At 68.9% G+C, this 23,987-nt stretch carries 21 protein-coding genes; 12 read left to right on the top strand and 9 right to left on the bottom strand.

Annotation, left to right across the window (positions count from 1 at the left end):
- Positions 1–146: 146 nt before the first annotated feature.
- Positions 147–995 carry a 3-methyl-2-oxobutanoate hydroxymethyltransferase gene (gene panB / locus IU476_RS29335; RefSeq protein WP_195105537.1) on the bottom strand — a complete coding sequence of 283 codons (849 nt, stop codon included), beginning with the start codon at positions 993–995 and terminating at the stop codon, positions 147–149.
- A gap of 157 nt (positions 996–1,152) precedes the next feature.
- Here panB and IU476_RS29330 point away from each other — a divergent pair, with 157 nt between their 5' ends.
- The 4 genes from IU476_RS29330 (at position 1,153) to IU476_RS29315 (ending at position 8,975) form a co-directional block, all read left to right on the top strand.
- The gene (locus IU476_RS29330) at positions 1,153–2,697 is read left to right on the top strand and encodes an alpha/beta hydrolase (RefSeq protein ID WP_195105536.1); all 1,545 of its coding nucleotides are present in this window, start codon (positions 1,153–1,155) and stop codon (positions 2,695–2,697) included.
- 58 nt (positions 2,698–2,755) lie between these two features.
- A complete protein-coding gene (glnA, locus tag IU476_RS29325) occupies positions 2,756–4,096 on the top strand; it encodes a type I glutamate--ammonia ligase (RefSeq protein ID WP_195105535.1) in 1,341 nt (446 codons plus the stop codon).
- A 94-nt stretch (positions 4,097–4,190) separates the two neighbouring features.
- Positions 4,191–7,292, top strand: coding sequence for a bifunctional [glutamine synthetase] adenylyltransferase/[glutamine synthetase]-adenylyl-L-tyrosine phosphorylase (locus tag IU476_RS29320; RefSeq protein ID WP_195105534.1), 3,102 nt, complete (start codon positions 4,191–4,193; stop codon positions 7,290–7,292).
- 306 nt (positions 7,293–7,598) lie between these two features.
- Positions 7,599–8,975: a bifunctional lysylphosphatidylglycerol flippase/synthetase MprF gene (locus tag IU476_RS29315; RefSeq protein WP_195105533.1), complete on the top strand. Its 1,377-nt coding sequence runs from the start codon at positions 7,599–7,601 to the stop codon at positions 8,973–8,975.
- 5 nt (positions 8,976–8,980) lie between these two features.
- Here the strand turns inward: IU476_RS29315 and IU476_RS29310 are convergent, their stop codons facing one another.
- Both IU476_RS29310 and IU476_RS29305 read right to left on the bottom strand, forming a co-directional pair.
- Positions 8,981–9,595 (bottom strand): nucleotidyltransferase domain-containing protein, encoded by a 615-nt coding sequence (locus IU476_RS29310; RefSeq protein WP_228824523.1) that lies wholly within the window; start codon positions 9,593–9,595, stop codon positions 8,981–8,983.
- A 114-nt stretch (positions 9,596–9,709) separates the two neighbouring features.
- Positions 9,710–10,339, bottom strand: a complete 630-nt coding sequence (locus IU476_RS29305) for a 2'-5' RNA ligase family protein (protein ID WP_195105531.1) — start codon at positions 10,337–10,339, stop codon at positions 9,710–9,712.
- A gap of 41 nt (positions 10,340–10,380) precedes the next feature.
- On the opposite strand from IU476_RS29305, the gene IU476_RS29300 reads away from it, so the two are divergent.
- Entirely contained in the window at positions 10,381–10,776 is a 396-nt protein-coding gene (locus IU476_RS29300) for a YunG family protein (RefSeq protein WP_195105530.1), read from the top strand.
- Between the two features lie 28 nt (positions 10,777–10,804).
- On the opposite strand, the gene IU476_RS29295 is transcribed toward IU476_RS29300, so the two are convergent.
- On the bottom strand, positions 10,805–12,004 hold the full coding sequence (locus IU476_RS29295) for a helix-turn-helix domain-containing protein (RefSeq protein ID WP_195105529.1): 1,200 nt from the start codon (positions 12,002–12,004) through the stop codon (positions 10,805–10,807).
- Between the two features lie 299 nt (positions 12,005–12,303).
- Between IU476_RS29295 and IU476_RS29290 the strand changes: the two genes are divergently transcribed.
- Together IU476_RS29290 and IU476_RS29285 are read left to right on the top strand one after the other, a co-directional pair.
- Positions 12,304–12,843: a hypothetical protein gene (locus tag IU476_RS29290; RefSeq protein WP_195105528.1), complete on the top strand. Its 540-nt coding sequence runs from the start codon at positions 12,304–12,306 to the stop codon at positions 12,841–12,843.
- 9 nt (positions 12,844–12,852) lie between these two features.
- Positions 12,853–13,065: a hypothetical protein gene (locus tag IU476_RS29285; protein WP_195105527.1), complete on the top strand. Its 213-nt coding sequence runs from the start codon at positions 12,853–12,855 to the stop codon at positions 13,063–13,065.
- A gap of 82 nt (positions 13,066–13,147) precedes the next feature.
- Here IU476_RS29285 and IU476_RS29280 read toward each other — a convergent pair whose 3' ends face one another.
- Positions 13,148–13,423, bottom strand: coding sequence for a hypothetical protein (locus IU476_RS29280; RefSeq protein WP_195105526.1), 276 nt, complete (start codon positions 13,421–13,423; stop codon positions 13,148–13,150).
- The gene (locus IU476_RS29275; protein WP_195105525.1) at positions 13,417–14,166 is read right to left on the bottom strand and encodes an HAD family hydrolase; all 750 of its coding nucleotides are present in this window, start codon (positions 14,164–14,166) and stop codon (positions 13,417–13,419) included. Before IU476_RS29275 ends, IU476_RS29280 begins: the two co-directional genes overlap by 7 nt.
- A 2,158-nt stretch (positions 14,167–16,324) precedes the next feature.
- Between IU476_RS29275 and IU476_RS29270 the strand changes: the two genes are divergently transcribed.
- Positions 16,325–16,981, top strand: a complete 657-nt coding sequence (locus tag IU476_RS29270) for a hypothetical protein (protein WP_195105524.1) — start codon at positions 16,325–16,327, stop codon at positions 16,979–16,981.
- Between the two features lie 372 nt (positions 16,982–17,353).
- Here the strand turns inward: IU476_RS29270 and IU476_RS29265 are convergent, their stop codons facing one another.
- Together IU476_RS29265 and IU476_RS29260 are read right to left on the bottom strand one after the other, a co-directional pair.
- A complete protein-coding gene (locus tag IU476_RS29265) occupies positions 17,354–17,713 on the bottom strand; it encodes a DoxX family protein (RefSeq protein ID WP_195105523.1) in 360 nt (119 codons plus the stop codon).
- On the bottom strand, positions 17,710–18,312 hold the full coding sequence (locus IU476_RS29260) for a TetR/AcrR family transcriptional regulator (protein WP_195105522.1): 603 nt from the start codon (positions 18,310–18,312) through the stop codon (positions 17,710–17,712). The genes IU476_RS29265 and IU476_RS29260 overlap by 4 nt, the downstream gene beginning before the upstream one ends.
- 139 nt (positions 18,313–18,451) lie before the next feature.
- Between IU476_RS29260 and IU476_RS29255 the strand changes: the two genes are divergently transcribed.
- The 4 genes from IU476_RS29255 (at position 18,452) to IU476_RS29240 (ending at position 22,709) form a co-directional block, all read left to right on the top strand.
- Positions 18,452–18,847 carry a YciI family protein gene (locus IU476_RS29255; protein ID WP_228824537.1) on the top strand — a complete coding sequence of 132 codons (396 nt, stop codon included), beginning with the start codon at positions 18,452–18,454 and terminating at the stop codon, positions 18,845–18,847.
- Positions 18,847–20,073, top strand: a complete 1,227-nt coding sequence (locus IU476_RS29250) for an RNA polymerase sigma factor (RefSeq protein WP_195105520.1) — start codon at positions 18,847–18,849, stop codon at positions 20,071–20,073. The genes IU476_RS29255 and IU476_RS29250 overlap by 1 nt, the downstream gene beginning before the upstream one ends.
- 252 nt (positions 20,074–20,325) lie before the next feature.
- Complete coding sequence (locus tag IU476_RS29245) at positions 20,326–21,750, top strand: neutral zinc metallopeptidase (protein WP_324194401.1); 1,425 nt, start codon at positions 20,326–20,328, stop codon at positions 21,748–21,750.
- Positions 21,751–21,806: 56 nt separating this feature from the next.
- Entirely contained in the window at positions 21,807–22,709 is a 903-nt protein-coding gene (locus IU476_RS29240; RefSeq protein ID WP_324194400.1) for a DMT family transporter, read from the top strand.
- A 16-nt stretch (positions 22,710–22,725) separates the two neighbouring features.
- Here the strand turns inward: IU476_RS29240 and IU476_RS29235 are convergent, their stop codons facing one another.
- Positions 22,726–23,868, bottom strand: a complete 1,143-nt coding sequence (locus IU476_RS29235) for a glycosyltransferase (RefSeq protein ID WP_195105518.1) — start codon at positions 23,866–23,868, stop codon at positions 22,726–22,728.
- Positions 23,869–23,987: the final 119 nt, after the last annotated feature.

Below are 23,987 nucleotides of genomic sequence, written 5' to 3'. Positions count from 1 at the left end.
CGTGCGTGCTCGGTCGGACTCCGAGTCTGCCACCGATCCCCGACGGCCGCCGTTCCCGTCGCGGAGAGCAGAGAGCGGCGGCACGCCTCCGAATCTCGGGAGACGTGCCGCCGGGGAGCCCTCGAACTAAAGGCCGCGACAGGACGTCAGAAGCTGTGCTCGGGGGCCGGGAAGACCCCGCGCCGCACTTCGTCGGCGTAGGTCGCGGCGGCGTCGCGGAGCTGGTCGCCGAGGCGGGCGAAGTGCTTGACGAACTTGGCGGTCTTGCCGCTGGTGTAGGCCGCCATGTCCTGCCACACCAGCACCTGCGCGTCGCAGTCCACGCCGGCGCCGATGCCGACGGTGGGGATGGTCAGCTTGCGGGTGACCTGCCCGGCCAGCTCGGCCGGCACCATCTCCATGACCACCGCGAACGCGCCCGCCTCCTGCACCGCGATGGCGTCGGCGATGAGCTGCTCGGCGCCGTCGCCGCGGCCCTGGACCCGGAACCCGCCGAGGGTGTTGACGCTCTGCGGGGTGAACCCGATGTGCGCCATCACCGGGATCCCGGCGGCGGTCAGCCGGGCGATGTGCTCGGAAACCCGTTCGCCGCCTTCGAGTTTCACCGCGTGCGCGCCGCCCTCCTTCATGAACCGGGTGGCCGAGGCCAGCGCGAGTTCCGGGCTCGCCTCGTAGCTGCCGAACGGCAGGTCCGCGACCACCAGCGCGTGCGGCGCGCCGCGCACCACGCCGCGCACCAGCGGAACCAGCTCGTCGATGGTGATCGGCACGGTGGTGTCGTAGCCGTACACCACATTGGCCGCCGAATCGCCGACCAGCAGCACCGGAATTCCGGCTTCTTCGAACAGTTTCGCCGTGGAGTAGTCGTAGGCGGTGAGCATTGCCCACTTCTCGCCCGCGGCCTTCATCTGCTGCAGGTGCTGTACTCGCGTCTTCCGGCGGGAAGTTGTCGGTGCGGCGCCATAGGCAGCGGTTTCTCCGGATGCGGACATCATCGTCCCTTTCGTCGTCGCCTCGAGGCCCGTACGGGTCCCCGGGTTGTCGTGACTCGTCCACTGCGGACCCATTCAGTCTGCCACCGGGCGGACATCCCGATTAAGGCGTGCCGACCATGCAATTCGTCACACAGGTTCGTCTGGTTGGATCGTCCGCATGTCCTTGTCGCGAACCGGCCGTCTCGCCACCCTGGTGGCCCTGCTGTGTGTGGCCGCCGCCTGCTCCACCTCGACGAACGACCAGACCGCCACGACCTCGGCCGTGACGCCGTCGCCGGCGAATCTGGAGAAGTTCTACACCCAGACTCCCGAGTGGAGCAGCTGCGACAACTTCGGTGACGCGACCGACCGGTTCCCCAAGGAGGCGCAGTGCGCCCGCGTCACCGTGCCGGTCGACTACGCCCGGCCGGACGGGGCGACCGCGCAGATCGCGATCTCCCGGATCAAGGCCTCCGGTCAGCGCATCGGGTCGCTGCTGTTCAACCCCGGCGGCCCGGGCCAGCCCGGCCTGTGGATGGCCCAGCAGGGCGGGGACACCGCGCTCGCGCAGCGCTTCGACCGCATCGGCTTCGACCCGCGCGGCGTCGGCGCGTCCACCCCGCTGATCGCCTGCCTCACCGCCACCGAGTGGGACGAGGAGCGCGCCGAGCCGCCCAAGGACAACAGCCCCGCCGGCATCGCGGCGGCGGAGGACGAGAACAAGCAGTTCGCCACCCGCTGCACCGAGCGCACCGGCAACGACTTCCTCGCCCACGTCGGCACCCGGGAAGTGGTGCAGGACATGGACGTGATCCGCGCGGTGCTCGGCGACGAGAAGCTGAACTACGTCGGCTACTCCTACGGCACCCGGCTCGGCTCGTCCTATGCCGAGAAGTTCCCGGATCGGGTGCGCGCCCTGGTGCTCGACGGCGCGCTGGACCCCGACGCCGACCCGGTGCAGGAATCGGTGCAGCAGGCGGCCGGCTTCCAGCAGGCGTTCAACGAATACGCCGCCGATTGCGCGCGGCAGCCGGACTGCCCGCTGGGTCCGGACCCGGCACAGGCCGTGGCGCGGTTCCAGGGCCTGGTCGGCCCGCTGTGGGACCGCCCGGCGGCCACCGACGACGGCCGCCCGCTCACCTACGGCGACGCGATCACCGGCGTGCAGAACACCCTCTACGCCGAGGACAACTGGAATGTGCTGAGCGCCGGGCTGTCCCAGCTGGCCACCGGCAAGGGCGACATCCTGCTGCGCCTGGCCGACCTCTACGACGGCCGCCGCCAGGACGGCAGCTACGACAACTCGCAGGACGCGTTCATGGCGATCCACTGCGTCGACGACCCGGCCGTGAAGGACCGCGCGGTGGCCGACAAGCAGGACGCCGAATACCGCAAGGTCGCTCCGTTCCTGGACGACGGACACGCCAGCGGGCAGGCGCCGCTCGAGCTGTGCGCGTTCTGGCCGGTGCCGAGTTCGTCCACCCCGCACAACATCACCGTGTCGGGACTGCCGAAGACGGTGGTCGTGTCCACCACCCAGGATCCGGCGACCCCCTACGAGGCGGGCGTGAACCTCACCAAGGAACTCGACGCGGCGCTCATCACCAACAAGGGCACCCGGCACACGGCGTTCCTGTCGGGCGGCGTGCCGTGTGTCGACGACGCCGTGATCGCCTATCTCACCGATCTGACCGTGCCGCCGGCCGGACTCACATGCGGTTAATTTGCCTGACAATGGCTATGTAACACGGATTTAACGCCGGGTGCTTACGCTCGCGCGTATGGATCGCCAGAAGGAATTCGTGCTGCGGACGCTCGAGGAGCGGGACATCCGCTTCGTACGACTCTGGTTCACCGACGTGCTGGGGTACCTGAAGTCGGTCGCGATCGCGCCCGCCGAGCTGGAGGGCGCCTTCGAGGAGGGCATCGGGTTCGACGGCTCGGCCATCGAGGGCTTCGCTCGCGTCTCGGAGGCCGACATGGTCGCCCGGCCGGACCCGTCCACGTTCCAGGTGCTGCCGTGGGCGTCCAGCAAGGGACACCAGCACTCGGCGCGCATGTTCTGCGACATCGCGATGCCCGACGGCTCGCCGTCGTGGGCCGACCCCCGGCACGTGCTGCGCCGGCAGCTGAACAAGGCCGGCGACCTCGGCTTCAGCTGCTACGTGCATCCGGAGATCGAGTTCTTCCTGGTGAAGGCCGAGGCGGACGCCAAGGGCGACCCGATCCCGGTGGACAAGGGCGGCTTCTTCGACCAGGCGGTGCACAACGAGGCCCCCAACTTCCGCCGCCACGCCATCGACGCGCTGGAGTCGATGGGCATCTCGGTGGAGTTCAGCCACCACGAGGGCGCGCCCGGCCAGCAGGAGATCGACCTGCGCTACGCCGACGCGCTGTCGATGGCCGACAACGTGATGACCTTCCGCTACCTCATCAAGGAGGTGGCCATCGACGAGGGCGTGCGCGCCACCTTCATGCCCAAACCCTTCGCGGCGCACCCGGGTTCGGCGATGCACACGCACATGAGCCTGTTCGAGGGCGAGCAGAACGCCTTCGCCGACCCCGACGACCCGAACAACCTCTCGGAGACCGCGCGGGCGTTCATCGCGGGAATCCTGGAGCACGCCAACGAGATCAGCGCGGTCACCAACCAGTGGGTCAACTCCTACAAGCGCCTGATCCACGGCGGCGAGGCCCCGACGGCGGCGTCCTGGGGCCGATCCAACCGCTCGGCGCTGGTGCGCGTGCCGATGTACACGCCGAACAAGCAGTCCTCGCGCCGCGTCGAGATCCGCAGCCCCGATTCGGCCTGCAACCCGTACCTGTCGTTCGCGGTGCTGCTGGCCGCGGGCCTGCGCGGCATCGAGAAGGGCTACACGCTGCCGCCCGAGGCCGAGGACGACGTGTGGTCGCTGACCTCCGCCGAGCGCCGCGCCATGGGCTTCAAGGAACTGCCGGGCAGCCTGGACGAGGCGCTCAAGGCGATGGAGCGCTCCGAGCTGGTCGCCGAGACCCTGGGCGAGCACGTGTTCGACTTCTTCCTGCGCAACAAGCGCCGGGAATGGGCGGGCTACCGCGCCCAGATCACCCAGTGGGAACTCCAGGAATACCTCGATCTGTGAGGTAGGTGTCCGGCGGCGGCGCGAACCGAGAACACTTTCTCCGTTCCCGGGGATGTGTCCCCGGCAGCGGCCGCCGACCCTGTAATTTGAGGGCATGGTACGGCCACCGACTGCCCGTCCCGCGGTGCCCGGCGCCGGTCGGCTCGGACTCCTCGAACCGACCGCGGCCGAGGCGCTGCGAGAGTTGGCGTGGGACAACGTGGACAGCGTCGCGCTGCTGTGGGCGCTGTCCCGCTCGCCCGACGCGGACCTCGCGCTCTTGACCCTGGTCCGGCTGCGCGAGCGGCTCGGCGCGGGCTGGGCCGAACTCGACGCGGCGCTGCGCACCGAGATCCCGTTGCGCGGCAGGCTGTTCGCGCTCATCGGCTCCTCCAGCGCCTTCGCCGACCACCTCGTCGCCGAGCCGGAGACCTGGAAGGTGTTGCGCCGGGGCGAACTTCCCGCCCGCGCCGAACTCGTCGCGGACCTGCTCGACGCGGTGGGGGCGGTACCCGAGCCCGGTGTACGGCCCGCCAGCCAGGAGGCAGAGACTCGGGGCAGCGCGGAGCACGCACGGTCCGCGAGCCAGGGGACAGGTGATCGTGGAACCGCGGAGGACACCCCCTCCGCGCTGTACCGTGCGTCGATCGCGGGGCCCGAGGCAATCGCGTTGCTGCGCAAGCGGTATCGCGATCAGCTGATGCTGCTGGCCGCGCACGACCTGGCGGCCACGGTGGAGGACGAGCCGGTGCTGCCGTATCAGCAGGTCGGCCGCCACCTCACCGATTTGGCCGACGCGGCGCTGACCGCGGCGCTGTCGGTCGCGGTGGCGCGGGTCTGCCCGGACGAGCCCGTGCCGGTGCGCCTCGCGGTGATCGCCATGGGCAAATGCGGTGCGCGTGAACTGAATTACGTCTCCGACGTGGACGTGGTGTTCGTCGCCGAACCCGCCGACACCACCGCCACCCGGCTGGCCGCCGAGCTGATGACCGTGGCGGGCAACGCCTTCTTCGAGGTGGACGCGGCGCTGCGGCCGGAGGGCAAGGCGGGCGCGCTGGTGCGCACGCTGGAGTCGCATCTGGCCTACTACAAGCGGTGGGCGCGCACGTGGGAGTTCCAGGCGCTGTTGAAGAATCGGCCCGCCACCGGTGACCTCGAACTGGGCGAGCAGTACCGGGCCGCGGTCATGCCGATGGTCTGGAACGCCTCGGAGCGCCCGGATTTCGTCGCCGACGTGCAGACCATGCGCCGCCGCGTCGAGGACCTGGTCCCGGCGGATCTCCGCGAACGCGAGCTGAAACTGGGCCACGGCAGCCTGCGCGACGTCGAATTCGCCGTCCAGCTCCTGCAATTGGTGCACGGCAAGGCCGACGACTCGCTGCACGTGCAGGGCACCGTGGAGGCGCTGACCGCGCTGGCCGCGGGCGGCTACGTGGGCCGCGACGACGCCGCCAACCTCACCGCCTCCTACGAGTTCCTGCGCCTGCTCGAGCACCGGCTGCAATTGCAGCGGCTCAAGCGCACCCACACCCTGCCCGCCGCCGACGACGAGGAGGGCATGCGCTGGCTGGCGCGCGCGGCGCACATGCGCCCCGACGGCCGGCAGGACGCGGTGGGCGTGCTGCGCAGCGAGATCAAGCGCAACGCGGTGCGGGTGCGGCGGCTGCACGCCAAGCTGTTCTACCGGCCGCTGCTGGAATCGGTCGCCCGCCTCGACGCCGCCGCGCTGCGGCTGAGCCCGCAGGCGGCCGTGCGGCAGCTGGCCGCGCTGGGTTACGCGGCCCCGGAGAACGCGCTCGGTCACCTCAAGGCGCTCACCGGCGAGGTCGGGCGCAAGGGCCGCATCCAGGCGCTGCTGCTGCCGACGCTGCTGGAGTGGCTGGGCGAGACGCCGAATCCCGACCAGGGCCTGCTGGCCTACCGCCGGATCTCCGAGGGCCTGGAGAACCAGACCTGGTTCCTGCGCGAGCTGCGCGACGAGGGCGCCATCGCCGAGCGGCTGATGATCGTGCTCGGCTCCTCGGCGTACCTCCCGGACCTGCTGATCAACGCGCCCGAGACGATCCGCATGTTCGCCGACGGGCCGACCGGGCCGCTGCTGCTCTCGCCCAAGCTCTACGACGTGCGCACCGGCATCCTCGCGGGCGCCGCCCGCTACGACGACCCGAAACGCGCTGTCGCCACGGCCCGTTCGCTGCGCCGTCACGAACTCGCCCGGGTGGCCTCGGCCGACGTGCTCGGCATGCTCGACGTGCCGCGGGTCTGCAACGCGCTGTCCTCGGTGTGGGTCGCGGTGCTCGAGGCCGCGCTGCTGGCGGTGATCCGGGCGAGCGAGGCGGAGACCGGCGAGCCCGCGCCGGCCGCTCTCGCGGTCATCGGCATGGGCCGGCTCGGCGGCAAGGAACTGGGCTACGGCTCCGACGCGGACGTGCTGTTCGTCTGCGATCCGCGTGCCGGTGCCGACGAGACGGTCGCTGTGAAGTGGGCCATCGGGATCGCCGAGCAGGTGCAGCGGCTGCTGGGCGCACCCAGCACCGACCCGCCGCTACAGGTCGACGCCGGCCTGCGCCCGGAGGGCCGCAACGGGCCGCTGGTGCGCACACTCGCGGCCTACGAGGCGTACTACCAGCAGTGGGCCCAGCCGTGGGAGGTGCAGGCGCTGCTGCGCGCCCACCAGGTCGCGGGCGACCAGGAGCTGGGCGTGCGCTTCCTGCACATGATCGATCGGGTGCGCTACCCGGAGGGCGGCGTATCGGCGGAGTCGGTGCGCGAGATCCGCCGGATCAAGGCCCGCGTCGACTCCGAGCGGTTGCCGCGCGGGGCCAATCCGGCCACCCACACCAAGCTGGGGCGCGGCGGCCTGGCCGACATCGAATGGACCGTGCAACTGCTGCAACTGCGCCACGCCCACGAGGTGCCCGAGCTGCACAACACCTCCACGCTGCAATCGCTGGACGCCATCGAGCGCGCGGGCCTGCTCGACGCCACCGACGTGGAACTGCTGCGCGACGCCTGGCTCACGGCCACCCGCGCCCGCAACGCCCTGGTCCTGGTGCGCGGGAAACCGGCCGACCAGTTGCCCGGCCCGGGCCGTCTACTATCCGCCGTGGCCAAGGTCGCGGGCTGGCCCAACGACGACGGCAGCGAATTCCTGGATCACTACATGCGGGTGACCCGGCGTGCCAAGACCGTCGTGGAGCGTGTGTTCGGCAGCTGAGCGGGGGTAATTGCCGTGTGGCACAACGCATAAACCCATTGCGGGAACAACTCGGGGGGAGTATCCGTTGAAGTGCGTGCGCATTGCGTCGCCGGATTCATCCTATGATTTAGGGGGATACCGGTCCGGGGGTGTGCTTCGTCGGTCGGGAGCGATGTTCCTCGCCGCAGTGGGTACTACCGACCGGAACGTTTGTTCTGCATAGTGTGGTGCAGGACGCGATCATCGGGAGGACGAGCATGTTCGTGGACGTGTGGCACGGCCACCAGCGGGCGCCGCGGTCGCGGTGCGGCCGGGGGCTGTGACGTGCCCGAAGTGAACTCGGCCGTCGCCGGCTACCGCAGAACCTATCGGGATGCGGCGCTCTCGCCCACCCGCGCGGTGCGGGTGCCGTTGATCGTGGTGCTGGTGCTCGTCGGCGTGGTGCTGGTGTACGCGGCCGACCGGGCCTCCCGCGAGGGCGTGGACCACGGCTGGTTCGTGGCGGTGTCGCTGTCGGGGCTGTTCGTGGCGCGCGGACTGCACCTGCGGCGGCCGATCACGCTGCCGCATGTCACGGTGGCGGTGCTCGTCCTCGGCGTCTCCAATATCGCCTATCACAACGGTCATCCGGGTGTGGGTTTCGTCTGCCTGGCCTCGACCGGACTGATCCTGATGCTGCCGCAGAACTCGCGGCCGCAACCCGATCAGGCATACCGGGTCGCGGCGCTGGTCGACCGGACCGTCGGCGATCCGCTCGCGCCGTTCGCGCTGCACTCCGCGAAATCGTATTTCTTCAACGCGAATTCGACTGCGGCCGTGGGGTATCGGGCCCGGTTCGGCATCGCGGTGGTGGCCGGTGACCCGGTCGGCAACCGCGCCGATTTTCCCGAGCTGATCGGTGAGTTCTCCGAGTTCGCGATGAATCACGGCTGGCGGGTCGCGGTGCTGGGCGCGAGCCCGGAGCTGACCGAGTTGTGGCGCGCGCGGGCCGTGGACCACCACGGACTGCGGGCCATCCCGATCGGCCGCGACGTGGTGATCGATGTCGACCGGTTCGACATGGTCGGCCGCAAGTTCCGCAATCTGCGGCAGGCGGTCAGCCGCACCCGCAATTTCGGGGTGACCACCGAGATCGTCAAGGAGATCGAGATCGGCGGTTCGCTGCGCGCGACCCTGTTCGACATCGTGGACGAGTGGGGCAAGGGGCACCAGACGCGCGGGTTCTCGATGATCCTCGACCACCTGCTCGACGGCCGGCACCCGGGCATGCTGCTGGTCATCGCCCGCGACGCGGACGGCCGGGTGGTCGGTTTCCAGCGCTACGGCGAATCCAACGGCGGCACCGAGCTGAGCCTCGATGTGCCGTGGCGGCGCAAGGACGCCCCCAACGGTCTCGACGAGCGCATGATCGTGGACCTGGTCGACTACGGCCGCGACAAAGGCGTGCGGCGCATCTCGCTGGCCTTCGCCGCGTTCCCGGAACTGTTCGCCGACAAGGAGCGCACCCGCTCCCGCCAGGCGATCTACGTGGCCGCCCGCACGCTGGATCCGTTGATCCGGCTGGAGTCGCTGTACCGCTTCCTGCGCAAGTTCAACTCCTTCGCCGACGACCGCTTCGTACTCATCCGCTGGCGTGAGATCGTGTTCACCGCCGCCGCGCTGCTGACGCTGGAATTCGTCCCGCACCGCCGGCAGGACTGAGCGGGTCAGCCGAGTTCGCCGCGGGCCAGCGCTGCGAGCCAGGCATGGCCCGGGTGTACCCGTTCGAGCCATTCCGCCAGCCGCGCTCTACGCGGATCGGTGAGCAGCGGCAGCACCCGGGCGAAATCCGCGTCGTCCTTCTCCCGGCGCGCCTTGGCTTTGAACAACAACACCACCTCGGGAATCACATACGGAATCCCCGCCGCCCCGACCTCGATCAGCTCCGCGAAAGGCAGCGTGATGGTTTCGTCCCGCCTGCACACCCACCGATCCCCGTCGTGCGGTTCCCGGAACACATCGAGGTGATACTTCCCGCTACCAGGATCTCGCAACCAGGTCTGATGAAGCTCCGGATCCCCCGCAACCTCGGCATAGGCCCACACTCGTCCGTCCCCGACAACATCCCACTCATATTCACCGAACGCCGCGGCGACCTCCCCGAACCTCCCGCGCGGCACGGTGATCTCGAGATCGTTGTGCTCCCGAGTCCACTCCCCGACGAACAAATCCACCGCCCACCCCGCCGTCACTCCCCACGGCACCCCCACCCCACCCAGCCGCCCCGCAACATCCTCGGGAGTCCACCCGTCCCACCGCCGAACACATTCGTCCACCCCCATAGGCCGCCCACCCACCGCAGGTTCATTCCCCATACCGATCGAGGGTACGGGGGTTGGGGGTCGCTGTGGTCGAGTTCTGCTGTGGCAGTTGAACCTCCACGCGGTCAGAACCGATCACCGCGTCTCGAAATGCTCCTTCGAACCCATCAGCGGAATCCGCGCCACAACCTCCCACGAATACGACCCCCGAAACCGTTCGAGGAGCACCAGCGCCGCTTCGGCAACAGTCGACCCGACCTGGTGCACAGGGCGATTGATCCCGCCGACCATTGCCCTCGTATCCACCCGCATGCCCTCGCCGTAAGCGGGATAAGCGATCGTCACATGCGGATCCGAGGTTGACGCCCTAACCGGCGCCTCCGGCACCACGGACAATGTCGCCCCCCGCAGCGCGTCGCGCAGCTGCCAAACCTTATGGGCTGGCGCCACTCTCAGTCCTATGGCGCCGTGCACGTCGAAGGGCGGACCAACCGCGACATCGAAAGGCGGCACCTCCCGGCACGCGAGCAGCGCTGCCATCTCGATCGCCCGAACCTCCTCCGGCACAACCCCATCGGCATACCCAACCCTGTCCAATGTCAGATGCAGACCCTCGCCCGGGACCATGGTGTAGTAGGGCGAGGCGATCGATTTCTGACATCGCCCGGCGAGCAGAGACAACTCCGAACCTTGCGCGAAAGTCAGAAACCAGTAATAGCCCAGCACACCGAGTCTGCCCGACTTCCCGCTGCCCATCAGCGCCATCGACCGACGATACCGGGGCATCGCTCCGTATCATGGCGACCATGGGCAAGGTCTCCGTAGGGACCCTCCAGGCCGCTCTGCAAGCCGCCTGGTCGGCGGAAACCAGCGCCGCTCCGGATTGGACCATGCAAAACCCTGCGAAAGGCCAATGCGCCGTCACAGCCTGTGTGGTGCAGGACTACTTCGCGGGGCACATCGTGCACACCACAGCCACGCTTCCCAACGGAAAGACCGTGTCGCATTACTTGAACGCCATAGACGGCGAAGCGATCGACCTCACCCGCCAACAATTCCCACCCGGTACACGGTTCACCATCCCGGGTCCGAGGACCAGGGGATTTACGTCGACTCGCCAGTATTGCTTGTCCGACGACCACACAAGACATCGTTACGAAATGCTGAGCAGACGGGTCATGGAATACCTTGCGCGGCAGTGAGTTTGCGCTGCCATCGTCCCGTCTGGCATTAATGGGCTGTCCAGACCTCGAAGAATTCTCGGACCTCTGCTACCGACGTGTGCCGTCGAAGTTCCGCGGCGATCTCGGAAAGAGCTGTTCGAAGTCGTGTCGAGGCCACTTTGCTGACTTCTCCGAAATTTTCGACGAGTATCGCGCAGCCATCCGCAACTGCCGTCTCGCGAATGTGGTTCTGTGCCAGGCGAATCTGCCACGCCACCCGTTCGCGCGGGTACAGCGGCATACCCTCGATGGCTGACCGTAGATGGATGGCAGCCTCGTCGAAGTCTTCGAGTCGCATGAAGCAGAGTCCGGTCAGGCCACTCAGATGTGCATTCGACAGAGAGGACAGATATGCCGGGTCGTGGCCTCTCGTTGATTCGAACGCTCGATGTGCTCGGTTGATCGCGGCCACCGCGGCGGTCTTGTCGCCCAGTACGCTGTGTGCCTCCGCCTCGCGCAGGGCGGCCAAGGCCCGGATCTTCGGGCCGCCCGCACGTCGAGCAGCGAGTTGAGCGGCCGCTGCCATTTTCACGCCCTCCTTCGGGCGTGAGCCCTCGCGGTACGACAGCAGGCAGGCGTTGATCAGAGCATGAGCAGCGGCATTTCCGTCGTCTACAACTGTGGCCGCTTGCGCGGCCTCAGCATAGAAGCGTCGCGCTTCGCTCCAGCGCCCGGCGTCGTAGTGCACCCAGCCTGCGGCGGTCATCATCTCAGCGCCGGCGCTCGTCAATGCTTTGCCTATTCGGTCGCTGTATGTGCCCCTGTCGAGTAAGTGCTCGACGTGATGCACCGCATTGGTTGTGATTGCGCAAAGTCGGTCCCCGCCGGCTATCAGCTGAAGTTCATGTATTCGGTTGATGCTCGCGCAAATTCGCTCGACATCGGTCGAGCCGACATTGATCCCGGCCGTCGTTGGCGCCTCGAGCGGGGAGACGCGGCCGATCGCAGCGGCGCCGAACCCGAGGGCTCCGGCCTTGAAGAATTGGCGACGTTGCACGTCCGCCTCCTCGTTCGCCTCCACCACCAACATGGCGAGGGGGACCTGCAGCGCTTTCGCCACGCGGCGGAGAACGCGTAGATCATAGCTGGCCGGACCGCCGCGTTCCAGATGTGAGACGGCGGGTTGTGTGAAGTGGATGAGTGCGCCCAGTTCGCTTTGGGTCATCCCGAGAGACTTGCGAATTCGCCGGATGGTCTCGCCGGTCACGTGCATCGTCGGAATCCCCACTATGTCGCTGAGCGTTCGAGGGTGGCACCGGTGAATCTTCGTTACATCATTCGCTATCGCTGCATTTTATACCGATTTCCGCATGACGTCTGCGCGTTCAAGCATTTTCAGTCGAGCCAAATGTGCTGTGGCGCATACCTTCAGGCGTGGTAGCCAGCACCGAGCCGCCGCCGCGACTCATAGTCGGGTATCGCTGCAAGGTGAGCCGGAGCAGGTGGTGTGCGCCCTCGATGCCGGGTACCTCTCATCCGTCACGCGACTCGGAGGTGCTTGTGCCGATGCTGTACAAGACGCTCGCGATCCATCAACTCGCCACCATGACGCAACCCGAAAGATATTCAGCGACAGGAGATCCCTGCAAACGTTTGCTGCCGACGGCCGGGTGTTTGCATAGAGCCTTTCGGAGTGAGAGCGACGACGGGGTGCCGGTGAGCCTCGTCGATGCCGCTGCCCGCATGGTTGCGGTGCAGCGCGCACGCATGGCGGCGCAGCTGCAGTTGCGCGAGGCAAGCGCGGTGTCCGACGATGAATTGCGCAGTGTCGTCGGCGAGTTCGTTGCTGCCGAGGCCGCGCTGGCGGCTCTGGTAACCGGCGTCGACCGTCATGTCGCGACGGCACTTGGTGGCAGGAGCCACGTCTCCGGTGTCTGGCATACGGAGACGGTGGGTTTGGTCATCGCCCGCATGGCAGGAATGCGGCTGGATTACCGCGTCGCCCCCGCGCACGAAGATGCGTTCCGAATAGCGCGTCTGAGTGATGCTTACAACTCCCTGGTCGGCGACTTGTGTGCGGGCAGACGTCTCCCGCCGGATATGTGAGGGCTCGCCGTGAGCCACACCGCCGAGCCGGACCCGCTGCGGCACCGCACATTTGTCCACGCAGACGGCAAGCTCGCCGAATTCATGTGCCAAGTACACCTGATCGACCTGACTCCGGAGCGAGCTCAAGAGCTCCGCAGTATTCACGGTCGCCATCCGCCGGACGAGTGTGTCGTGCATCTGGAAGCTGCCTACCTGCTACTGCTCGAAGACGATGTCTGAGGTCGGTCATGGCGGAAAGGTGGTGTCGGGGACTACGACATGTCCATCACCCGGAAACGAGGGCCGCGGGGCCCTCGCTTGGTCATCGCGTCGGAATGGCGCGGGCGAGGCGGTCGAGCCAATTGCTGACGTTGCCCGGGAATGCTTGGGTGGGTTGATCGGGAGTCGCGCCACGGTCGAGCAGAATGTGCGAATAGCGCAGACCGTGGACGGCAGCCCAGTCGATGAGCTGGGCGTCGTCTGCGACCGGGTGCACCGTGAGGTGCGCCTCGAACTCACCGGTGAGCTGGCGTGCGATCCCTACGCGCTCGAACGTGTCAACCGTGGGCTTGTGCAGGGGTCTTGCGATTCTCACCACGTCCGGGAAGGGCGGGCGGTGCCTCGGTCAGGAGAGAATGGTGCGGGAGGATTCCGCGTGTTTCCTCGCTGCTGGTGATATCCGAGTGGTCTCGGCGTGGGACAGTTGTTTTCGCCACCGAGAGGCCGAGGCCTGGTTCGCTCGGTCCGGTGGCGGCGGAACGAGCAGGAGAGACCGGTGAGCCAGCCCTCGCAGTCCGACGCGGACACGTTGCGTGCGCTGGTGTCGACGCTGGAACAGCTCATCGCCCGCGCCGCCATCACCGTCGACGAGTTGAAGGCGGTCATCGCCGCCGCCGAGGCGCACACGAGCGGTCCGCCGGCACGGGCGTCGGTGACGCAGCCGAAGGTCTTCGGGAAGGCGGGTTCGGCGGCGAGGTGGGACACCCCGGCAAAGTGGGAAAGCCCATCGGCGCCGCGAGTCCGATCGATGCCGGAGGCCTCGGGAAGCTCGGCGGCGTCGAAGAGCTCGGTGACCCCGGCGGATTCGGCGGTTGTGGAGTCCTCGGCGCTGTCGGGAAGCGCTGCGGTGTCGGAGGTCTCGGGGACTCCGAGGGCTTCGGTGGTGTCGGAGACGTCGGTGGGGTCGGGAAGCACGCGGGCGTCGGAGGTCTCGGGGACTCCGAGGATGTCGTCGGTGTCGGAGACGTCGGTGGGGCCGGGAGGCGCGGCGTCCGAGTTTTCGGCGGCTGCGAGGGCTTCGGCTCCGTCGGAAACAGCAGCTGCACAACCGGATTCGCTCACCGTCCGCCTTCCTCCGTCCAGCCCTTCATCGCGCAAACCTGCTCCCACGCCGTGGTCGAGACGCGTGGCCGCTCCCGCGGCGGCGGGGTCCGCGGCCGCGGATACGCCCGCTGTGGCGTCGGTTTCAGCGCCCGGGCCCGCAATGTCGGCCGTGGCTCACGCGCCCGCTCCCCCCGCTGACACCGATTCGCCCGCCGCGCGGCCACTCGCACCGCACGAGCCTGCACGTGACCCTGATTCGCGGCCGTCCTACCTGCGCAGCACCGGCAAACCCATACCCGCCGAACGACTCTCGGGCAGTCGTCGGCAAGTTCGGCCAGCTCCGCCTCGCCCCGCGGCGACCGCGCAGGTATCGGCCCATTCCCCGGCGGCGGAAGCATTACGAGCGCAACCCCTCCCAGTCGAACCTCCCTCGGTTCAACCATCACCACCCGACCCCGCGAAGAATGCCCCGGCCCAACCGCCGTCGGTCGAAACACAACCTCCGCCAGTCGAACACCCCCTGGCCGGGCCGCCCGCGAACGAGTCTGCGCCTCCTGATGCTGTGCCGAGTGAGCTCGTGCCAGCGGAACTGTCGCCAGTGAAGCCGGTACTTGCCGAGCGCCCGCCTGCGCAACAGCTGCCAGTGGAGCCGGTGCTTGCCGAGTGCCCGCCTGCCCAACTGCCGCCGGGCGAGCCGGTGCTGGTAGAGCATGCGTCTGCGCACTTGTCGCCGGGCGAGCCGCTGCTTGCCGAGCACGTGCCTGCGCAATTGTCGCCAGGCGAGCCCGTGCTTGCCGAGCGCCCGCCTGCGCAACCGGCGCCCGTCGAGCCGGTGCTTGCCGAGCACGTGCCTGCGCAACCGTCGCCGGGCGAGGCGGTGCTCGCCCAGTATGGGCCGGTGCAGCCCTTCTCGGCTGAGGCCGAGCCTGCGCCCGCTAAGTCTCCGAGGGACGAGTCCGACACTGCTCAACATGGGTTGACGGCCGAGGCTCCGCCGGTTGAGCGTGTGCCAGCAGAGCATGCTCAGGCCGAGCCCCGGCAGGCGAAACTTCCCGACCTCCCACCTCAGCTTCCGAGACATGTTCCGGCGAACCGGCTTCCAGCCAAGTCGTTGCTGGCCGATCCCTCGACGTCGGGCCTTCTGCGGCCTCCGAAGCCCAGAGAACCTGTCGCGTCCGAACCCGAGCCGGTCGGCCCGCTGCCGGAGGAACACTCGGGTTCCACGTTGTTGCCACCGAAACCTGCGTCGGGGGAGGGGCTTTCGAGGCAGCTGTTCTTGGCGGATCCGTCGTCCACGGACCTGCTGCGGCCTCGGCCTCCAAAGCCTTCGTCGGCGGAACAACCTGCGCCCGAATCCGGGCCGGTCGGCTCGCCGCCCGAGGAACACTCGGGGCCACCGTTGTTGCCGCCGAAACCTGCTTCGGCGGAACGTCCTCCAAGGCAGCCGTTCCTGCCCAATCCGTCGTCGAGGGATCTGCTGCGGCCTCGGCCGCCGAAGGCTTCGTCGGTGGAACAATCTGCGGCCGAATCCGGGCCGGCGGAGCCGCTGGTGAGGGGCGACTCACAGTCCACGTTGTCGCCGCCCGAACCTGCGTCGGGAGAACGGCTTCCGAGGCAGCCGTTCCTGCCTGATCCGTCGTCGAAGGATTTGCTGCGAGCCCGGCCGCCGAAACCTTCGTCGGCGGAACGTCTTACGCCTGAACCCAGGACGACGCACTCGGTCGCGGGGGCGACCCCATTGCCGGAGGAGAGCGTGCAGTCCCCCCTGCCGCCCCCGGAACCTACGCCAGCGGAACGTCTTCCGAAGCAGCCCTTCTTGCCCGATCCGTCGTCGACGGATCTCCTGCGACCTCGCCCTCCGAAAACCCCGAGAACAGAACGTGTCCCGGCCGAGACCGCGCCGACGGATCCACTGCCGGGTGCCCCGCTGAAACCTTCGACAGATGTGCCCCCAGCGGCAGAACCCGCCGCGCGCTTGTTGGGCGACCCGCTGCCGGGAGACCTGCTGCCGCCTCGCCCCACGCTGTCGGAACCCCTGTCGGCGCAACGCCCGCCGTCCCCATCTGCGTCGGTGGCCTCCCTGCTGTCGGACCCCCCGCTGGCGCAACGCCCACCATCCCAATCTGCGTCGGCAAACTCCCTGCTGTCGGAACCTCCGCCGACTCGATCTCAGTCGGTGGACTCCCTGCTGTCGGATGCCCCGTCGACGGAACGCCTCCCGGCCAACCCCCTGCACACCGAGCCCGCACCGAACCCGCAGCAGCCCGTCCGCACCCTGGAGATCGTCGGCTGCGATCGGGACGGGATCGACCCCCGCACGGCTCGGGTCATCGCGTCGGCTCTTGACGAGTTGCACGCGAAGTATCCGATTCCGGTGCGCGGTATAGAGATCGGTGAGTTGGGGCCCGGCACGCTCGGCGTGGTGCAGCCGTCCGGGCCGGGACCGCGTGCGGAGGGCGGCAGCGGTTTCTGGCTGGTTCTCGACGAAACCCTGGTGCGCCAGGGCTCTGCCGAGGAACCGCGGTGGTTCCGGCGCAAGTTCGAGCGCGCGGTGTACACCGCTGTGGTGCAGGAGTATGCCCGTGCCCTCGACCGTGCGGGCAATTTCCGGGCGCACGACAAGGCCTGGCAGGCCGCGCTCACCGATTCCCTGCACGGCGGCAACGGCGGATACAACGCCTTGGACCCCGCGCAGGCGCTCGTCGACGGCTTCACAGAGGTGATCCTGCGCGGCAAACGCGCCGGAAATACGGCGAAGCTACTGCACGACGCACTGGCGGAAGCCGCCTCGAAAAACGTTGTCGAGCACCAAGATTCGCAACCTGCCAGCTGATCAGCCCGCAAATCCCGTGCAGTGGCGGTTCATCGCGGACGGAAGGCTCCGTCCCCTCCTTTGGAGGGACGGCCGGGGCGGCGTTGGCCGCGACGTGCCACAGTCGCACGCCACGCGCGAGCACCCGAGGTGCGGGCACGAAGTACTCGCCGTGTTCAGCGCGATGTAGCGCCACGCCCGACGCGGATAACGAGAGGCCAGTAGGTATTGCCACCAGTGCTGTGGCCAGCCGTGCAGCAGCACCAGCGGTTCCCCGCTACCCGCAAGCGCCACGTGCCCGCTCCGAGCGGGTCAGGTGAACCCGCAAGCGCCACGTGCCCGCTCGAGCGGGTCAGGTGAACCCGCAAGCGCCGCGTGCCAGCTTCGAGCGGGTCAGGTGAACCGCCCGATCGCTACCAGAACGGCGACGACAAACAGCACGACATTGGACAGCGACCGGGCGTATTCGGCGCGGCGGAGATGCGTCGCGAAGCCGCCGACCATCACCAGCGCCAGTCCGACCGCCGCGATCGGGGTGAGTATCGGGGCGATCCCGGTGGCCCAGGGCAGCACCACTCCGGCGCCGCCGAGCACCTCCACCGCGCCGATACCGGCCACGGCGCGCTGGGACAGGTCGTCGACCCACGGCATCCCGCCGCGCAATTTCTCTTTGGGGAGTGCGACTTTCACGAGTCCGCCGAGGACGAAGGACGCGGCGAGGACGATCTGCCCCACCCACAACCAGGTGTTCATGTGTTCTCCTCAGGGTGTAGCCACGCGGCCGCCACCGAATTCGCGACCCGGTCCGCGAGGGCCGGGTCGTTCTCGCCGCCGAGCAGGTGCAGCCACAGGAACACCGGCCCGGCGAATTGTGCGTGCGCCCACCGCAAGTCGGGCAGGGCGGCGAGTTCGCCGCGCTCCATCGCGCGGGCGGCGACGCGGTGGATGAGATCCTGCTCCGGCAGCAGGCAGACCTCCTCGAACACGCTGTGCAGGGCGCGGTCGTGTAGCAGGTCGACCATCATCTCCGGCAGCACCGAGCGCACCCGCGGGTGACCCATGCGGGCGACGAAATCCCTTGCCACCTCTCGTATGTCGCCGCGCAGGCTGCCGGTGTCGCGGTACTCGCGCGGCCGCAGGTCGCCGATCAGGTGGTGCAGCGCCAGCGCCGCCTTCGACGGCCAGCGCCGATACAGCGCGGCCTTGCCGACGCCGGCGCGATCCGCTACCTCCTGCACCCGCAGCCCCGCATAGCCGACCTCGGCCAGCAGGGTGAGCGTGGCCTCCCGCACCGCGCGGTCGGTCTCGGTGGAGAGCGGTCGCCCGGGACGCGGCCCGGTTTCGGAACTCACGGTTCCGAATGTAGCACATGCGGAACCAAGGGTTCCGTAATGTTCGCGCCCGCCGTGTCCGAAACTGGAGGGCGGCTCCGACGTACCTGGTGAGAGGCGCCGACGGGGCGCCGGTCGAGAAGGAGTGATCGTGAAGTACATGATTCTCAGCTACGCATCGCAGCAGGACTACGACGGGCTCTCGGGCAACGGCGGCTCGGTCTGGACGTCCGAGGACTTCGCCGCGATGGCGGAGTTCATGACGGGGTTCAACAAGGAACTGGAGGAGTCCGGGGAACTGGTGGAAACCCGCGGCCTGGTCGCGCCGGTGCATACCCGCCGGGTCGGCAATCGGGACGGCTCCGCGTTCGTCACCGACGGGCCCTACGCCGAGACCGAGGAGGTGCTCGCCGGCTACTGGATCGTGGAGTGCGAGAGCTTCGACCGCGCCACCGAGATCGCGGCGCGCCTGGGGAAGTGCCCCGCGCCCGAGGAGGCCTGGGCCCGCGCCTACGCCGACATCCGGCCGATCGCGGAGTCCGCGGGCGAGATCTGATGTCGCGCACCGAGTTCGACGGCCTGCTGCGCGACTCCGCGCCGCAGGTTCTCGGTGCGCTGGTGCGCCGCTTCGGCCATTTCGACCTCGCCGAGGACGCGGTGCAGGAGGCGCTGCTGGCCGCCGCGACCGCGTGGCCCCGCGACGGCTTGCCGGAGCGGCCGCTGAGCTGGCTGATCGCCGTCGGCTCGCGGCGGCTGACGGACCTGCTGCGCAGTGAACAGGCCCGGCGCGCCCGCGAGGACACCGTGGTGCGGCGCAGGCTGCCAGACGACTGGCTGGCACCGGCGGCCGACCGTCCCGGCGACGCCGACGACACGCTGATCCTGCTGTTCATGTGCTGCCACCCGGCGCTGTCCGCGTCCGCGCAGATCGCGCTGACGCTGCGGGCCGTCGGCGGCCTCACCACCGCCGAGATCGCCCGCGCCTTCCTGGTTTCCGAGGCGACGATGACGCGGCGCATCACCCGGGCCAAGAAGACGGTCGCCGACAGCGGAATTCGCTTCGCGGCGCCCTCGGCGGCCGAACGCGCCGAGCGGCTGAGAGCGATCCTGCACGTGCTGTATCTGATCTTCACCGAGGGTTACGCCACGACCTCCGGGCCTGAGCTGCATCGGGTCGAATTGTCCTCGGAGGCAATAAGGTTGGCGAGGATACTGCACCGGCTGCTGCCCGCGGAGAGCGAGGTGGCGGGGCTGCTGGCGCTCATGGTGCTCACCGATGCGCGCCGCCCGGCGCGGTCCGGACCGTCGGGCGAGCTGATCCCGATGGAGGAGCAGGACCGGAGTCGCTGGCGCGCAGCCGATATCGCGGAAGGCGTCGCGCTGATCACCGCCGCGCTGCCGTGCGGCCCCGTCGGTCCCTATCAACTACAGGCGGCCGTCGCGGCCCTGCACGACGAAGCGCCCGACTACGGCTCGACCGACTGGCCGCAGATCACTCTGCTCTACGAGCGCCTGCTGGACTTCGGCGACAATCCCGTCGTGCGGCTGAACCACGCTGTGGCGGTGGCTATGTCGCGCACCCCGGCCGCCGGGCTCAAGCTGGTCGAAGAGGTCGCGGGGCGCTTGCCCGACGATCACCGCGTCGACGCCGTGCGCGGACACCTGCGAGAGTTGCTGGGCGACAGCGAGGGTGCGCGGGACGCGTACCGTGCGGCGGCGTCGAAGGCGAGAAGTCTGCCGCAGCAGCGGTATTTGAACGCGCGTGCCGCCAGGCTCGCCTGAGGCACGCGCCGCCCGCTCACCCCGGCGAGTGTGCCGCCACGTCGCGTATCCCGTGCGCCGCTTCTCACAAGCCGAACTTCCCGTGCGTGGAGCCGAGTGAACGTTGCGCTATCGGCGCGGTGTGCGATTACGATGTGTGCGCTCGGAGACGGGGGGACCGCTGGCGCGGAACCGGATCGTCGTGGTCCGGGTGCGTTTTCAGTGGTGAACGGGGAGGCGAACAATTTGATACGACACATACGCCCGCGGTTCGTGGCGCTCGCGGGACTGCTGGTGCTGATCGCGGCGCTGGCCGGTTGCGGCGGGGAGGCGGGCACCGCGGTGCAGCAGGCCGCGGCCACCGACCAGGGCAATCCGTGGGAGGTGGCCGGCGCGGCCCAGGGCGGCGGACCCAGCGGCCCGCGCGCGGGCGTACCCGACGCGCCGCTCCAGGCCGAGAACGGCGACGGCGGCGAGATGGACCGGCTGGCCCTGAACACGCTGTCGGACCTGCAGGACTACTGGAGCGCCGAGTATCCGAAGTTCTTCAAGGGCACGTTCAAGCCCGTGGACCGCTTCATCTCCTGGGACGCGCGCGCCCCCGAGGAGCAGGCGGTGAAATTCTGCAAGTCCACGACCTATCACATGGTCAACGCCGCCTATTGCAAGCTGGACAAGACCATCGGCTGGGACCGGGGCAAGCTGCTACCGCTGATCACCGACAAGTACGGGAAGATGGCGGTGGTGATGGTGCTCGCCCACGAGTACGGCCACTCGCTGCAGGATCAGGCCCGGCTCAACGGGTTCCTCACGCCCACACTGGTATTGGAGCAGCAGGCGGACTGCTTCGCCGGTGTCTTCCTGCGCCAGGTCGCGGAGGGGAATTCGGCGCACTTCACGCTCAACACCACCGACGGGCTCAACGGTGTGCTGGGCGCGGCGGTCGCCGTCCGCGACCACGACCCGGAGGGCAAGAACAACTCGCACGGCTCGGCCTTCGAGCGGGTGACCGCGGTGCAGATCGGCTGGCAGGACGGCACCGAGGGCTGCAAGACGATCAACAAGAAGGAGATCAAGGAGCGCCGCGGCGGGCTGCCCACCAGCTTCGAGGAAGGCGACCAGGAGAACCAGCTCCCGGTCGACGCGCCGTCCCTCGATCTGGTCGCGCAGGCGCTGACCAGGATCTACCCGGTGTCGCAGCCGCCGCAGTACGACTACTCCGGCATCGTGCGAGAGTGCCCGGCCGACACCGGGATCGAGCCGGTGTCGTACTGCCCCGCCGCGAACCGGATCGGCACGAATGTGCCCGGCTTGGCCGCGCGTGCCGGAGCGCTGCCCGGCGCGGACGAGCCGCTGTCGGCCATGGTGGAGGGCAACTACAACGCCTTCCTGGTGTTCATCTCCCGATACGCGCTCGCCGTGGAGAAGGATCGCAATATGCCGCTGAGGGGCGCGGATACCGCCGGTCTGCGCACCGCGTGCCTGTCGGGGGTGATCACCACCAGGCTCAGCGACCCGGCCAGCGACCCCAGGCTGACCTCGGGTGATCTCGACTCCGCCGTGTCCGGGCTGCTGTCCGACGGCCTGGCCGCCAGCGACGTGGACGGCAAGCTGGTGCCCAGCGGCTACCAGCGGCTGGAGGCATTCCGGACCGGCGTGCTCGACGGCGAGGGCGCCTGCCTGGCGACCTACAAGTAGTCGACGCTCCACACCGGCGACATCTGGGATTAACCGGTGTCGTCGAGGATGGGCGTGTGATCACGCTCGGCGCCGGGGCGGCCGGTGGCGCGCTGGCGCTGCTGGCCGCCCTGCTGTTCGCGGTGTCGGCGGCCTGGCAGCAGGGGAGTGCGCGCGGGGCGACGCTCGCGCTGGACGGTGCGGCGGGGCGGCTGGCGGTGGCCGGGATCGCGCGCACCCTGTTCACCAGTCGGCGCTGGTTGCTCGGTCAGGGGTGCGGTGTGCTCGGATTCGCCTGTCACGCCGCAGCTTTGCGGTACGGGGCGATCTCGACGGTGCAGGCGCTGCTGGTGGTGCAGTTGTTGTTCGCGTTGCCGATCGCGGCGCGGCGTCGGCGGATTCGGTTGCTGCGCCGGGATTGGGCGGGGACGGTGGCGGTCTGCGGTGGGTTGGCACTCCTTGTAGCGCAAGATGTTTCGATCGGATCGGTGCGGATGGAGCGGTTGCCGATCGCTGGGGGAGCGGTGGTTGTCGCGGTGGTGGTGCTGCTCGGGGCGGCGTGGCGGGCGGGGACGACGCAGCCGCGGTCGATGCTCACCGCGATGGCGGCCGGGTGCTGTATCGCGACAACGGCGGTCCTGGTCGCGGTGGCGACTCCCGCACTGCCGCAGTGGAGTTGGGCGTGGGTCGGTGTGCCGTTCTCGACCGTGATCGGCGGGGTGCTCACGCAGGAAGCCTTCGCCCGTGGTTCTCTGCCCACCGCGCTCACCACCATGACGGTCACCGATCCGGTTCTCAGCTACACCGCCGGGCTCACTCTCTTCGCCACGACGGTCTATCCGGACCCGCTGCCCCTCGCCCTCGCCGCCGCCATTGTAATTACCGGCGTCGTCCTGCTGGCGAATTCGCCCACCCTCCACGACGAATCAGATTTTCGCCTCGAGCCTGCGCCCGGTCCTCCGGTTTGCGCCCGTAGGTAAGGCTGCGGTGCGGGGATCATGCCGAGCGGAGGGCGGGCTCGAAATGGGCGTAGAGGGAGAGCATTTCGGTCACCGTGCGGGCCCAGGGGAAGCGTTCGGCGCTGTGGCGGGCGGCTCGGCGGCGGAGGTCGGCGGGGAAGGCCAGGAGAGTGTGGACCGCTCGGGCGAGACCGGCTGGGGTGCCGTCGCATTCGATTCCGGAGGCGGGCGCGCCGAGTAGTTCGCGGGCCGCGCCGTCGTGGGGGACCACCACCGGGGTGCCGCATGCCAGGGCTTCGAGCACTGCGAGGCCGAATGTCTCTGCGGGAGAAGGGCACAGGGCGATGTCGGCGGCGGCGATCATGTCGGCGACGGCTTCACGGCCGGAGACGTGACCGGCGAAGTGGACCGGTAGGCCGGTCGCGAGCTGCTCGAGTTCCGCACGTAGCGGTCCGTCGCCGACCACGGTGAGTTCAGCGTCGATTCCGTTGCGCCGCAAAAGCTCTAGGGCCGCAATCGCGCGGTCGGGGTGTTTCTCGCGCGACAGTCGGCTCACCAGGATCAATCTGAGGCGGGCGCAGCGATCCAGAATGTCATTCGGGTGACCGGGAATTCGACGGGGCGTTTCGTTGCGCGGCCGGAAGGTTTCGAGGTCCACGCCCAGCGGAATGCGGTGCACATGGCGGACACCGATCCGGGTGAACTCGTCGCGCGCGAACTCGGAGGCGACCACGATGTGCCCGACCCGCGACGCGAGCCGCCGATTGGCCAGGTCGGCGGCGGTGACGAGCGGGAACCCGGGCGGCACCCGGCTGCGCAGGATGGCGTCGATGCGTTCGTGGGAGAACAGCACCAGTGGCACGCCCGTGCGGCGCGCCCACGGCGCGAGCCAGCGCATACTCAGCTTGTCGCTGCACTCCAGCACATCGGGGCGCAGGTCCTGGAGCAGCGGCCTGGTTCGACGCGCGGTGAGCACGTGATAGCCCGCGCTGCCGAAACGCGGCCCCCGCACCGTGATTCGCCGCCCCGCGGCGGTGCGCTCGTCGGCGTCCGTCAGCCCCGGCACCACCAGCACCCGATCGTGACCGGCCGCCAGATACCCGCGCCCGATCTCGTCGACACAGGTCCGCAGCCCACCTGAGGCGGGGGTGTAGAAGTTCGCCAGCTGCACGATTCGCATCAGAGATCTACCTCGTCACGCGGGAGTGCGGAAAGCCCTCGGCCACCCCGTGTCGCGGCAGCCCCCTGACGCGGAAGCGCTTGCTGATCGCGTCTCGGATGGGCGTTGCCGGAGCGTGG

Source organism: Nocardia blacklockiae, assembly GCF_015477355.1.
Taxonomy (GTDB): Bacteria; Actinomycetota; Actinomycetes; order Mycobacteriales; family Mycobacteriaceae; genus Nocardia; species Nocardia blacklockiae.
The sequence above is the reverse complement of the archived record's forward strand: the minus strand, read 5'-3'. Positions and strand labels throughout refer to the sequence as shown.